At 46.3% G+C, this 13,212-nt stretch carries 10 protein-coding genes and 1 pseudogene; 2 read left to right on the top strand and 9 right to left on the bottom strand.

The genetic code is table 11. The features are described from left to right. Nucleotides 1-94 precede the first annotated feature (94 nt). The 4 genes and pseudogenes from DBX26_RS09705 to yfbV all read right to left on the bottom strand — a co-directional run bounded on the left by DBX26_RS09705 (nt 95) and on the right by yfbV (nt 3,850). Nucleotides 95-889 (bottom strand): ABC transporter ATP-binding protein, encoded by a 795-nt coding sequence (locus DBX26_RS09705; protein ID WP_020335660.1) that lies wholly within the window; start codon nt 887-889, stop codon nt 95-97. Next, nucleotides 886-1,821 (bottom strand): ABC transporter permease, encoded by a 936-nt coding sequence (locus tag DBX26_RS09710; RefSeq protein WP_020335661.1) that lies wholly within the window; start codon nt 1,819-1,821, stop codon nt 886-888. Before DBX26_RS09710 ends, DBX26_RS09705 begins: the two co-directional genes overlap by 4 nt. 232 nt (nt 1,822-2,053) lie before the next feature. Next, nucleotides 2,054-3,019 (bottom strand): annotated as a pseudogene (locus tag DBX26_RS09715) (ABC transporter substrate-binding protein). A 378-nt stretch (nt 3,020-3,397) separates the two neighbouring features. Then, nucleotides 3,398-3,850, bottom strand: coding sequence for a terminus macrodomain insulation protein YfbV (yfbV, locus tag DBX26_RS09720; protein WP_014232518.1), 453 nt, complete (start codon nt 3,848-3,850; stop codon nt 3,398-3,400). Nucleotides 3,851-4,195: 345 nt separating this feature from the next. On the opposite strand from yfbV, the gene DBX26_RS09725 reads away from it, so the two are divergent. After that, complete coding sequence (locus tag DBX26_RS09725) at nt 4,196-5,392, top strand: acetate kinase (protein WP_014232519.1); 1,197 nt, start codon at nt 4,196-4,198, stop codon at nt 5,390-5,392. A gap of 137 nt (nt 5,393-5,529) precedes the next feature. Next, on the top strand, nt 5,530-7,674 hold the full coding sequence (gene pta, locus DBX26_RS09730; protein WP_014232520.1) for a phosphate acetyltransferase: 2,145 nt from the start codon (nt 5,530-5,532) through the stop codon (nt 7,672-7,674). 77 nt (nt 7,675-7,751) lie between these two features. Here pta and DBX26_RS09735 read toward each other — a convergent pair whose 3' ends face one another. The 5 genes from DBX26_RS09735 to oppC form a co-directional block, all read right to left on the bottom strand. Next, a complete protein-coding gene (locus DBX26_RS09735; protein WP_118118967.1) occupies nt 7,752-9,026 on the bottom strand; it encodes an MgtC/SapB family protein in 1,275 nt (424 codons plus the stop codon). A 163-nt stretch (nt 9,027-9,189) separates the two neighbouring features. Further along, the gene (locus tag DBX26_RS09740) at nt 9,190-10,140 is read right to left on the bottom strand and encodes a glutathione S-transferase family protein (RefSeq protein WP_118118969.1); all 951 of its coding nucleotides are present in this window, start codon (nt 10,138-10,140) and stop codon (nt 9,190-9,192) included. 172 nt (nt 10,141-10,312) lie between these two features. After that, nucleotides 10,313-11,305: a murein tripeptide/oligopeptide ABC transporter ATP binding protein OppF gene (gene oppF / locus DBX26_RS09745; RefSeq protein ID WP_065302653.1), complete on the bottom strand. Its 993-nt coding sequence runs from the start codon at nt 11,303-11,305 to the stop codon at nt 10,313-10,315. Then, the gene (locus DBX26_RS09750) at nt 11,302-12,273 is read right to left on the bottom strand and encodes an ABC transporter ATP-binding protein (protein WP_014232524.1); all 972 of its coding nucleotides are present in this window, start codon (nt 12,271-12,273) and stop codon (nt 11,302-11,304) included. The genes oppF and DBX26_RS09750 overlap by 4 nt, the downstream gene beginning before the upstream one ends. 25 nt (nt 12,274-12,298) lie before the next feature. Then, nucleotides 12,299-13,201, bottom strand: a complete 903-nt coding sequence (gene oppC / locus DBX26_RS09755; protein WP_118118971.1) for an oligopeptide ABC transporter permease OppC — start codon at nt 13,199-13,201, stop codon at nt 12,299-12,301. Nucleotides 13,202-13,212 lie beyond the last annotated feature (11 nt).

Genomic DNA, 13,212 nt, shown 5'->3' on the forward strand with positions numbered 1-13,212 from the left:
GAAACGGTCCGTTAGTCGCGTTTCTCAAGGAGGATCACGTTCGGTAGGTATCATTAACCATAACCGAAGTCAGGTAACGTACTGTACTGACTAACTAATTGAGTAACAAACTATCGTCGGACAGTTCTTCACCACGTACTTTCGAGAACATTTCCAGCAAATCTGGTACCTGCATATTTGCTCTTTGTTCGCCTGCTACATCCAGCACAATTTCCCCCTGATGAAGCATCACGGTTCTGTCACCACAAGCTAATGCATCTTTCATTGAGTGGGTAACCATCATCACGGTTAAATTAAACTCGTTCACGATACGTTTGGTCAGATCAATAACAAAAGCAGCCATACGCGGGTCAAGCGCCGCCGTGTGTTCATCGAGTAGCAGCAGCTTACTTTCCGACAAGGTTGCCATTACCAAACTCACCGCTTGTCGTTGACCACCGGACAACAAGCCAATGCTATCCCCCAGCCTATCTTCTAACCCCAAACCAAGAATACTGATTCGGTCTTGGAACAACTTTCGGCGCTGGGATGAGAGTGCTAGTCCCCAACCACGCTTTTTGCCACGCATGTAAGCCAGTGCCATGTTTTCTTCAATGGTTAATTCGCCACAAGTACCAGCCAATGGGTCCTGAAAGACCCGCGCACATTGAGTCGCACGCTGAGCCACGGTTTGTCGGGTCACGTCTTTACCATCGATAATCACTTGCCCGCCAATCATCGGGGTTTCACCAGTCGTAGCACCAAGTAACGTCGATTTACCAGCACCATTAGAGCCAATTACAGTAAGAAACTGATGTTCAGGCACCTCTAGAGATACCCCTTTTAACGCTCGGTTCTCCAGAATAGTTCCAGGGTTGAACGTCACTTGGATATTATTGAGTTCAATCATAATGTCTCCCCTGAACCTTTTTTAGATGCTGCCTGTTTAGCATCTGAAACTCGTTGTTTCGCTTTCATGCGCTGTTTTAGTTTTGGTGCTATCAATGCGACCGCAACCAGCACAGCAGTAACAAGGTTTAGATCGGATGCCTGCAAGCCAAACATTCCAGAACTCAAAGCAAACGCGACGGCAAGACGGTAAAGGACCGAACCAACGATAACGGCTAACACTGCCACCCAAATCTTGCGGCCAGGGATCAAGGTCTGACCTAAAATCACCGCAGCTAGGCCGACAACAATGGTACCGACCCCAGATGTTACGTCGGCAAAGCTGTTAGTCTGTGCAAACAGTGCGCCGGCAAAGCCAACGAAACCATTGGATAAAGCCAAACCAAAGAAGGTGTAAAAACCTGTGCTGGCACCTTGAGCAGAAACCATTCGGGCGTTGACGCCAGTTGCTCTTAGACCAAGGCCAAAGTCACTGTTGAGCAAACGAACCACAAAAAATGCTGATAATAAAACTAGCACCCCAACCACAAGTGGACGCACGAACATTGAGTCGCCCATCGCTTCAAACGGTGTCAGGATCGTATCTTCGCCGAGTAGCGCCATATTGGGCTTACCCATAATACGAATATTGATGGAAAAGGCGGCGATCATGGTAAGAATTGAGGCCAAAAGGTGCAAAATACCGCAGCGGACAGCCAAAAACGCGGTAACCCAGCCCGTCATAGCACCGGCTATAATCGCCATACCTGTGGCGACCCAAGGATTAATACCAGCAACAATTGCTGTCGCGGCAACTGCAGCTCCCATAGGGAAACTGCCATCAACACTTAGGTCGGGAAAATCGAGTACACGAAACGTGAGGTATACGCCCAAAGCGACCAGCCCATAAATCAAGCCAATCTCAAGAGCGCCAAAAAATGCAAATGCAGACATAAAACGGCTCCTTTCTGCATGTTCAGATCAATATCGGGATCTGAAAGTAAGACTTCTCACTTCAGTCAGGACGAACTTATCAACTCAAACTCAAGTTTATTCGAACAAGGATTATCATCACTCGGAGGTTTAAACATTCTTGGGAGAAGTAATAAGCCAATGACATGACTTATTACTTTCGCCAATGCGGTTAACTTGCTCGAATGAGTTGAATACGCCCCAAAAAAGCGACTTATTGCATGCTTGTTGCACGTTCTACGACTGAACTCGGTATTTGGATACCTAGCTTAGAAGCAGCCTCTTGATTGATCACCAAGTCAGAACCTGTTGCGACTTTTACGTCTAATTTGCCCGGCTCCTGACCATCAAGAATCGCCGCGACATAATCCGCGGTTTGAACACCCACTTGGTAGTAGTCAAAACCAAGGCCAGCGATCGCGCCTTTTTCAACATAAGATGTGGCACCACCAAATACTGGCGTCTTAGACTGATTCGCAGCAACGATCATACCTTCGATTGCACTTGCCACTGTGTTGTCTGTCGGTGCGTAAATAATGTCAGATTTTGCAGAAATGGCCTGAGTCGCAGATTGCACGTCGGCACTTTTCAGAGCCGTTGCTTCTACAACTTCAATCCCTTTCGCTGCTGCGCTCACTTTTAGAAGTTCGACCAGGGTTACCGCATTGGCTTCACCTGGATTGAAGACAACACCGATACTTTTCACTTGAGGCAGGATCTCTTAGATAAGCTCAACATGCTGGGCAACTGGCGACAAGTCAGAAAGTCCAGTCACATTCTGACCAGGCTGTTCCATGGTTTTAACCAGTTTTGCACCAACTGGGTCCGTTACCGCAGTAAAAACAACTGGGATTGAGCGCGTTGCGGAGACGAGAGCTTGTGCAGATGGCGTCGCGATACCGACTAAAACATCTGGGCTTTCACCGACAAACTGGCGAGCAATCTGAACCGCGATAGCAGGGTTACCTTGTGCCGTTTTGTAGTCAAACTCTAGGTTTTTACCTTGTTCATACCCTTTCGCCTTCAAGCCGTCTAAGAGGCCCTGACGGGCAGCATCTAATGCTGGATGTTCCACAATTTGTGAAACCGCAACAGTCGCTGTATTAGCAATAGCACCAGCTGAAGAAAGAACGGCAGTCGCAGATAAAATTGCTGTGGCAAGTAAACGTTTCGTTATCATCATAACTCCTTGATGTGTCTTCGTCCTTGTTCTGCGAACATTCACCTTTTGGTGTACGCTCGCAAGCCCCAAAATGGGAAGGCGTTTTTTTGTTGTGTTTGTAATAAATTTAGCTGTGCACTTCTTGTGCATCTTATTTTTATTATTACTACTAAGTCTCAGTAAAGAAAAGAAACATTTAACAGTAAAACAACAATTGTGATCGCGGAGTAGTAATCGAGTCGCGCAAAATCAACGAGAAAGAGGGAAATCTTTGTCAGGGTGAACGAAAAGCGACAAAAAGAAGTGGATCGATAGGATTATTGCACAGGACGAAGCACAAAAAATGGAGTGGCTTGTACGCACTCCATTTTTCTAAATTTCACGATGTTGGCTTGTTTAGAACCAACGCTCTAACGAGGATTTATCTAACTGCCTAAAAGCACGATTTAAGATTAACGCCAGTTCTTTGTAACGAGGCTTTGTCTTGACTGGTTCTAACGCGAAACCACTCTCAACTATTTTATGGTGCAGCTCTCTATACCAGGTAGCCAGAGAAGGAGGCAATTTAGTATTTGAACGGGCTCCTAACCACCAAATCCCCTGCAACGGCAAACTAATAGCGAACAAGGCAACAATGATCGACTGAGGCAGCGCACTATAGTTGTTAAACGCCATTTGAGTGAGGACGCTGATCGCAGCCACCGCGGGCATGACTTTAATGCCAAATCGCGTTGCTTTAATGATTCGCTGCTCTGGAAATACGGCATTCAGCTCTTTACGAACCGGCCAGATCTCCATGTAATTTTGGCCATCTTTCAGGCTATGGATCAATCCGACTTTATTACTCATACCACTCTCTCACTAAAAAATAGTTGAACGTTTCAACTGAAGGTGCAAAAAATTGATGAAAATTAATATTATTTCAAATTTTTTTTGTTATCATTGCCCATTATCGCTATCCTTTGCAGGCCCTCAACCTCATTGTTGCCGTTATTTACAATTTAAGCAACTCTGAGGTCACTATCTGCAAGGAACGCGTCATCGTGATGAGTGGGCTCATCACTATATCTTTATATGGAATTAGAACAATTTTTGACCAAGATTAGTACGCACCCTTGCTGGTATCGACTATTCTTGTGATTAATTTTTCATTCTTTAACTGATTTTGATCAGACGAATAACAGGTAGTCATACATGTCTAAGCTAGTTTTAGTTTTAAACTGCGGTAGTTCTTCTCTTAAATTTGCCGTAGTTGATGCCGAGAACGGCGACGAGCACTTATCAGGTCTTGCTGAGTGTCTTCACCTTCCTGAAGCTCGTATCAAGTGGAAACTTGATGGCAAGCACGAAGCTCAACTAGGTAACGGTGCAGCTCACGAAGAAGCACTAGCGTTCATGGTAGAAACTATTCTTGCTTCTAAGCCAGAGCTTTCTGAAAACCTAGCAGCTATCGGTCACCGTGTAGTACACGGCGGCGAGAAGTTCACTCAGTCTGCTCTTATCACTGATGACGTACTGAAAGGTATCGAAGACTGTGCAACACTAGCACCACTTCATAACCCAGCACACATCATCGGTATCAAAGCAGCTCAAAAATCTTTCCCAGCACTGAAAAACGTTGCTGTGTTCGACACTGCATTCCACCAAACAATGCCAGAAGAGTCTTACCTATACGCTCTTCCATACAACCTGTACAAAGAGCACGGCATCCGTCGCTACGGTATGCACGGTACTTCACACCTATTCATCACTCGTGAAGTTGCAGGTCTACTGAACAAGCCAGTTGAAGAAGTAAACATCATCAACTGTCACCTAGGTAACGGCGCGTCTGTATGTGCAGTTAAAAACGGTAAATCAGTAGATACTTCTATGGGTCTGACTCCTCTAGAAGGTCTGGTAATGGGTACTCGTTGTGGTGACATCGATCCTGCGATCATCTTCCACCTACACGACGCACTAGGCTACTCTGTTGAGAAAATCAACACGATGCTAACTAAAGAGTCTGGCCTACTTGGTCTGACTGAAGTGACTTCTGACTGTCGTTTCGTTGAAGACAACTACGGTGAGAAAGAAGAAGCAACGCGTGCAATGGACGTGTTCTGTCACCGTCTAGCTAAATACGTAGCGGGTTACACTGCATCAATGGACGGCCGTCTAGATGCGATCACTTTCACTGGCGGTATCGGCGAGAACTCTGGCCCTATCCGTGAAATGGTTCTAAACCGTCTAGGTATCTTCGGTATCGAAGTAGACAGTGAAGCAAACCTTAAAGCACGTTTCGGCGGCGAAGGCACTATCACTACTGCGAACAGCCGTATCCCAGCAATGGTAATCTCTACTAACGAAGAGCTTGTTATTGCTGAAGACACTGCACGCCTAGCAGGTCTTTAATGCATAAACTGGCTAGCCAATTGGCTAGCCAGTTTTTCTTCCAAAGAGCTTTCTTTAGGGGCTCAGCTCCTATTCTTTGAAGATCATGGAATAAGAATTGAGCTTTTATCTCTCCCAATAGCAAAGGTACTCTACGAATGTCTCGTACTATTATGCTTATCCCTGCAAGTGCTGGTGTTGGTTTAACTAGCGTAAGCATGGGTGTTCTTCGCGCTATGGAGCGCAAAGGCGTTAAAGTTTCTTTCTACAAACCTATTTGTCAGCCACGCAGTGGCGGCGATCAGCCGGATCTAACTTCAACTATCGTTGGCCACAACAGCGATATGAAGATCGGCGAACCTATGGCGATGTCTGTTGCTGAAAGCCTGATCGGTAACGACAACATGGATGAGCTGCTAGAAACCATCGTTGAGCGTTACAACCAAATCAATAAAGATGCAGATGTAACTCTAATCGAAGGTCTGGTACCAACTCGTAAGCACCCATTCGCTAACCAAGTGAACGCGGAAATCGCAGCAACACTTGGTGCTGAAATTGTTCTAGTGGCAACGCCTGGCACGGATAACCCAGCTCAGCTTAAAGAGCGCATCGAAGTAGCATGTTCTAACTTCGGCGGTACTAAGAACAAAAACATCTCTGGTGTTATCATCAACAAGCTAAACGCACCTGTTGATGAAGCTGGCCGTACTCGCCCTGACCTGTCTGAGATCTTTGACGATGCAGACAGCGCGAAGCAAAACGAAATGAAAGTGATGGAGATCTTCAACACTTCTCCAATTCGTGTACTAGGTTGCGTGCCATGGAGCATCGACCTGATTGCAACTCGTGCTATCGACATGGCGAAACACCTGAATGCTGATATCATCAACAAAGGTGACATCAACACTCGTCGCATCAAGAGCATCACGTTCTGTGCGCGTTCTCTGCCAAACATGATTGAGCACTTCAAACCAGGTTCTCTACTTGTTACTTCTGCAGACCGTCCAGACGTAATCGTTGCGGCTTCTCTAGCGGCAATGAACGGTGTTGACATCGGTGCTGTACTGCTAACCGGCGGTTACGACATCCCTCGCGAAATTGAAGGTCTATGTAAGCCAGCATTCGAAACTGGTCTACCTATCTTCAAAGCTCAAGGCAACACTTGGCAGACTTCTCTAAATCTACAGAGCTTCAGCATTGAAGTACCTGCAGACGACAAAGAGCGTATCGAATTCATTAACGAGCACGTTGCTGGTCACATCGACGGTAACTGGATCGAGTCAATGACTGAAGGTACTCAGAAGTCTCGTCGTCTAAGCCCACCAGCATTCCGTTACCAGCTAACTGAACTTGCTCGTAGAGCCGGCAAGCGCATCGTTCTTCCAGAAGGTGATGAGCCACGTACCGTGAAAGCTGCTGCTATCTGTGCTGAGCGCGGCATTGCAGAATGTGTGCTTCTGGGTAACCCAGCAGAAATCCGTCGCGTAGCTGCACAACAAGGTGTTGAGCTAGGCGCTGGCGTTCAAATCATCGACGCTGATGCTATCCGTGAAAACTACGTTGCTCGCCTGGTTGAGCTACGTGGTGCGAAAGGTATGACTGAAGTTGTAGCTCGTGAGAAACTACAAGACTCAGTATTCCTGGGCACAATGATGCTTGAGAACAACGAAGTTGATGGCCTGGTTTCTGGTGCTGTTCACACTACGGCGAACACTATCGTTCCTCCGTTCCAAATCATCAAGACTGCACCTAATGCGTCTATCGTTTCTTCAGTATTCTTCATGCTTCTGCCTGATCAAGTACTGGTTTACGGTGACTGTGCAATCAACCCAGATCCAACGGCTGAACAGCTTGCTGAAATCGCTATCCAATCAGCAGATTCTGCTGCTGCATTCGGTATCGACCCACGCGTTGCAATGATTTCTTACTCTACTGGTGAATCTGGTAAGGGTGCAGACGTTGATAAAGTACGTGAAGCGACGAAACTAGCTCAAGAGAAACGTCCTGATCTTATCATCGACGGTCCTCTACAGTACGACGCGGCTATCATGGAAAACGTTGCGGCTTCTAAAGCGCCAAACTCTCCAGTAGCAGGTAAAGCGACAGTATTCGTATTCCCAGACCTAAACACTGGTAACACGACTTACAAAGCAGTACAGCGTTCAGCAGATCTAGTATCTATCGGTCCAATGCTGCAAGGTATGCGCAAGCCTGTAAACGACCTGTCTCGTGGCGCGCTAGTAGACGACATCGTGTACACAATCGCTCTAACAGCAATCCAAGCAACTCAAGAACAGAAGTAATTCTTTTCTCTGCTTGATTGAATATTCAAAGCCCTCGATTCGTCGAGGGCTTTTTTGTTGCGAGTTTACTGAGCTGGTTACGAAATAGCTAAGAACATCACCCCACCGACAATCACACACCCGATCATCACTGGCGCGACTCGGTGCCATAACCTCCTTTCGCCTAAAGCCACCACCATTCCCATTTTCACTATGGTATTTACCGAAGCGGCAATGAGGATACCCAGCGCCGCGGTGGTTACACTCAAGTGCAGGACACTTTGCCGACCAAGAGCCAATGAAATTGCATCCACATCAGTGATACCTGACACCGCTGAGAGCATCAAAACCCCCGCATCGCCAAACCAATCTGAGAGTGCATGTGAGAGCAACATGATCACCGCCAGTACAACACCAAAAAAGAGAGCGGACTGCAAAGCAAGAGGATTAGTTTGCTTATTTGATTGCTCCACCTTTTCCATTTCACACCGTCTCCATATCCACCAAGCCGGTAAGTAAAGTGCAACCATCATCGCGAGTACGATTGGCCAAAGCATTTTCACTAATGGAGGATTAATGACAGAAAGTATAAACAAGAGCCGTGGGAACATGGTTCCACAACTTATTAAGATGCCACTTGCCAGCAGCGGGCTAATTGCAGGCTGTTCACGAGACAGATGGGAAAACTGTAGGGTCAATGCCGTTGAAGAACTGAGGCCAGCAAAAACGGACGTAAATAAAATCCCCCGCTTCGCGCCGCCAATTTTAATCGCAAAGTAGCCAACAAAAGAAATACTGGCGATCAACACGACCATCCACCATATCTCGTAAGGGTTTAAAGCTTTCCATGGCCCATAAGTTTTGTCAGGTAAGAGTGGAAGTAAAACAATAGAAATGAGAAGTAAGCGCAGAGCTGCATCTAATTCGTACTCTTGTAACTTTTGCAACGCCTCGTGGAGCTCTCTCTTATTATCCAGAACCAGAGCGGTTATCACGGCCGCGGATGCAGCAAGTACCGCTTCGCCAGCCACCGCTAAACTGCCTAAAACGAACGTCACCAGCAGACTTACTAAGCCAGTGATACTGACATCACCGCTGTTCTTTTGCTTAACAAAAAACGCGATGCAAGCCAAAATCACCAGCGCGATCAGAGCAAAGCCAAGCAGTAACGGGGAATAGTGGGAAGCGAGAATTGCAACCAGACCACCAAGCAAGCCGACCAAAGAATAAGTACGAATACCTGCGACCCGGCTGCCTTCAACACTATTGCGCTTCACCCATCCGCGCTGAATGCCAATTATCGACCCTAACAGAAGAGCAATCAGCAAATTCCAGATTTGATGCTCGCCAGATGCAAACTCGTTGATATGCATACCTCACCTCGCTAAAAGATCGGTTCTATATCATTAGTTTATGTCATGTACTGGAATAATCTGTGATGCTTGGGGAAATAACCGATAAAACAGCGTATAAATGCATATCGCTTTAGTAAGGAGATAACAAAGCGCCATAGAAAATGACGCTTTATCAGAAGAACTAGTTTGAAAGTGGTTCACGACCGTGAGGCGACTCTAAATCTAAGTCCGGGCCTTTTGGTACTACCTGTGTTGGGTTGATTCCTGTATGACTGAAATAGTAATGACGTTTAATGTGGTAGAAATCCGTTGTCTCTGCCACACCATCGACTTGATAGAGTTCTTTTAAGTAGCCCTGAATATTGGTGTAATCCGCAATGCGCTTTTTATTACATTTAAAGTGGCCAACATACACAGCATCAAAACGTACTAATGTAGTAAACAGACGCCAGTCAGCCTCGGTGATCTGATTGCCTGTTAAATAACGATGTGTCGCCAGATGCGTATCAATTTTATCTAACGCAGAAAACAGTGAATCAAAAGCTTCTTCATACGCTTCCTGAGTTGTCGCAAAACCACAACGATACACACCATTATTCACATTCGGATAGATAAAATCATTCCACTCATCAATAGAGGCTTGCAAATGTTCAGGGTAGTAATCGTCTTCGTTACCCGTTAACTCATTAAATGCTGAGTTGAACATACGGATAATCTCAGAAGATTCATTGGATACGATCGTATTGGTTTGTTTATCCCATAAGACAGGAACGGTCACACGCCCACTATAGTCTGGCTTAGCTTGGGTATAAATTTGATGCATACGCGTATGGCCAAACAATGGCTCAGGTAAGCCCATCTGCCAGCCTTGGCTAAGCATGTCAGGACAAACAACCGTGACATCAATATGCTGTTCTAGCCCTTTGAGTTTTCGGAAAATAAGAGTTCGGTGCGCCCAGGGGCAAGCAAGAGAAACATACAAATGGTAACGACCAGATTCTGGCTGGAATTCTGCATCCGGCTCATTCTTGATCCAATTACGAAAACCTGCGTCTTCGCGGACAAATTTACCGCCGCTTGATTTCGTATCGTACCAGACGTCGTGCCAAACACCTTCGACCAATTTACCCATCTTCGTTCTCCTCTCGTTCTATTTTCCTCTATATTAGCGATTCGTGACGAACAGAAAACAACCGGGCTTCGGACATGACGTTCAAGAAATTTGAATGAGTGCTCGGTTAGGCATAAAAAAAGCGCGCCCCTAATTAAAGAGCCGCGCTTAAGCCCGTCACAGGCTGAATGACTTACACTTGAACATGTAAACAAGATACCGCATGAACATCGTTACCTTGAATCGTCGGTTTTGTCTTCGCACATTCTTCCGTGGCCTGTGGGCAACGAGTACGGAAGACACAACCCGATGGTGGGTTGATTGGCGAAGGAAGATCACCTTCCAGCATTTGGATTTTCTTTTGACGTTCGATATTCGGATCTGGAATTGGTACAGCCGACATCAATGCACGCGTGTATGGGTGTTTAGGATCAGCAAATAGTGCGTCAGCTTCACCAAGCTCTACGGCGTTACCCAAATACATAACCAGAACACGGTCAGAGATGTGTTTTACCACAGACAGATCGTGTGCAATGAATACCAAAGATAGACCAAGCTCTTTCTGAAGCTCTTTAAGCAAGTTCACAACCTGAGCCTGAATCGATACATCCAATGCTGATACCGGTTCGTCACAGATGATCATTTTTGGCTTAAGGATAAGTGCACGTGCGATACCAATACGCTGACACTGGCCACCAGAGAACTCGTGCGGATAGCGGTTGATCACGTTTGGTAGCAGACCTACTTTCGCCATCATCTCTTTAACACGATCTTTGATCTCTTGCTTTGAAAGATCTGGATAAAAGGTTTCTAGCGGCTCAGCAATGATGTCACCAACCGTCATACGCGGGTTCAGAGAAGCCAAAGGATCCTGGAAAATCATTTGGATTTCTTTACGCGTTTCACGACGCTGAACATCTTTCATCTTAGTCAGGTCTTGACCTAACCACACCACTTCGCCGTCAGTCGCTTCTACCAAGCCAATGATAGCGCGCGCAAACGTCGACTTACCACAACCTGATTCACCTACAACGCCCAGAGTTTCACCTTCGTACAGACGGACATTAACACCATCGACTGCTTTTAGGTTCGAAGGCTTAGACCAAGGCCATGCTGATTTTGCTGCAATGCTAAAGTGAACTTTAAGTTCTTTAACATCGAGTAGTAATGATTTATCTACACTCATTTTTTCCAAGCCTCCCACTGCGAAAAACATGCGCGCTGACGACCATCACCAAACGGTGTCAGAATTGGCGCTTCTTGCTTACAACGGTCCATTACACGGTGGCAACGTTCCTGATAAGGACAGCCAGGTGGTAGGCGAAGTAAGTTTGGTGGGTTGCCCGGAATAGTTGGCAGGATCTCACCTTCAGTATCTAAACGAGGAATCGCCTTCAGCAGGCCTTCTGCGTATGGGTGGCTCGGATTGTAGAAGATTTCATCAACCGTTCCGTATTCCATTGTACGGCCAGCGTACATTACCAATACTTTGTCACAAGAACCCGCAACAACACCCAGGTCGTGCGTGATCATGATGATTGCGGTATTAAACTCGTCTTTCAGTTCGTTAAGCAGATCCATGATCTGCGCCTGAACGGTTACGTCTAGTGCCGTTGTCGGTTCATCAGCAATCAACAGTTTAGGACGACATAACAGCGCCATTGCGATCATTACACGCTGACGCATACCGCCTGAAAACTCGTGCGGATACATGGTAATACGCTTGCGGGCTTCTGGAATTTTCACCGCTTCAAGCATACGTACCGATTCTTCAAATGCTTCCGCTTTACCCATGCCTTTGTGAAGCATCAATACTTCCATCAGCTGATCACTCACCTTCATATAAGGGTTTAGTGACGTCATTGGGTCTTGGAAGATCATCGCGATCTGCTCTGCTCGAACTTTGTTAAGTTCTTTTTCAGGCAGGTTCAGGATCTCTTTGCCTTCAAACTTTGCGCTACCAGAAATGATACCGTTTTTAGCCAGCAGACCCATGATTGCGAATACGGTCTGAGATTTACCTGAACCCGACTCACCTACGATACCTAAGGTTTCACCTTGGTTAAGAGAAAAGTTCAAATCGTTTACTGCGGTTACGATACCATCTTGAGTGGTAAACTCGACGCGCAGATCTTTGACATCTAATAAGCTCATCGTTGCTTCCTTAATCTATCTGTAATTATCTGTCTTTAGGATCCAGCGCATCGCGCAGACCGTCACCAACGTAGTTGAAGCAGAACAGAGTCACAACCATGAACGCGGCTGGGAATGCCAGCTGCCAGATTGCTACTTCCATTGTCTGTGCACCTTCTTGTAGAAGTGCGCCCCAACTTGTCATTGGTTCCTGAACACCAAGACCAAGGAACGATAGGAATGATTCAGTCAGAATCATGCTAGGGATAAGCAGCGTTGAGTAAACTGCTACGATACCAAGTACGTTCGGTACGATATGGCGAGTAATGATCTTCCAGTTACTTACACCACAAACGTGTGCCGCTTCGATGAACTCTTTACTACGTAGGCTAAGCGTTTGACCACGTACGATACGTGCCATATCCAGCCATGCGATTGCACCGATCGCTACGAAGATAAGAATAATGTTACGGCCGAAGAAGGTTACTAGTACGATAACTAGGAACATAAACGGTACCGCGTATAGGATCTCAAGGATACGCATCATGATACGGTCAACTTTACCGCCAATGAAGCCAGATGCTGCGCCGTAAAGCGTACCAATCAATACTGCTACGAATGCACCCATCACCCCTACCATTAGGGAGATGCGGCCACCAATCAGCGTACGAACGTACAAGTCGCGACCTAAGCTGTCAGTACCAAACCAGTGGTCAGCATTAGGTGAAACGTGCATTGCGTACCAATCTGTATCATCAAATGCATAAGGTGCGATCATTGGCAGAACAATCACCGCCAACGTCATTATGGTCAGGATAAATAGACTCACCATTGCTGCTTTGTTACGCATAAAGCGAATTCGAGCATCCTGCCAAAGACTGCGACCTTCAATCTCTAAGTTCTCAGAGAATTTTTCAATCGCTTCTAGGTTTTCTTTTTTCGTTAACATAACCAAACTTC

It is taken from the genome of Vibrio sp. dhg, assembly GCF_003443775.1.
Lineage (GTDB): Bacteria > Pseudomonadota > Gammaproteobacteria > Enterobacterales > Vibrionaceae > Vibrio > Vibrio natriegens.

Coding starts and splice junctions, on each gene's coding strand:
- DBX26_RS09705 (WP_020335660.1), bottom strand. CDS start 889: ATGATTGAACTCAATAATATCCAAGTGACGTTCAACCCTGGAACTATT.
- DBX26_RS09710 (WP_020335661.1), bottom strand. CDS start 1,821: ATGTCTGCATTTGCATTTTTTGGCGCTCTTGAGATTGGCTTGATTTAT.
- yfbV (WP_014232518.1), bottom strand. CDS start 3,850: ATGAGTAATAAAGTCGGATTGATCCATAGCCTGAAAGATGGCCAAAAT.
- DBX26_RS09725 (WP_014232519.1), top strand. CDS start 4,196: ATGTCTAAGCTAGTTTTAGTTTTAAACTGCGGTAGTTCTTCTCTTAAA.
- pta (WP_014232520.1), top strand. CDS start 5,530: ATGTCTCGTACTATTATGCTTATCCCTGCAAGTGCTGGTGTTGGTTTA.
- DBX26_RS09735 (WP_118118967.1), bottom strand. CDS start 9,026: ATGCATATCAACGAGTTTGCATCTGGCGAGCATCAAATCTGGAATTTG.
- DBX26_RS09740 (WP_118118969.1), bottom strand. CDS start 10,140: ATGGGTAAATTGGTCGAAGGTGTTTGGCACGACGTCTGGTACGATACG.
- oppF (WP_065302653.1), bottom strand. CDS start 11,305: ATGAGTGTAGATAAATCATTACTACTCGATGTTAAAGAACTTAAAGTT.
- DBX26_RS09750 (WP_014232524.1), bottom strand. CDS start 12,273: ATGAGCTTATTAGATGTCAAAGATCTGCGCGTCGAGTTTACCACTCAA.
- oppC (WP_118118971.1), bottom strand. CDS start 13,201: ATGTTAACGAAAAAAGAAAACCTAGAAGCGATTGAAAAATTCTCTGAG.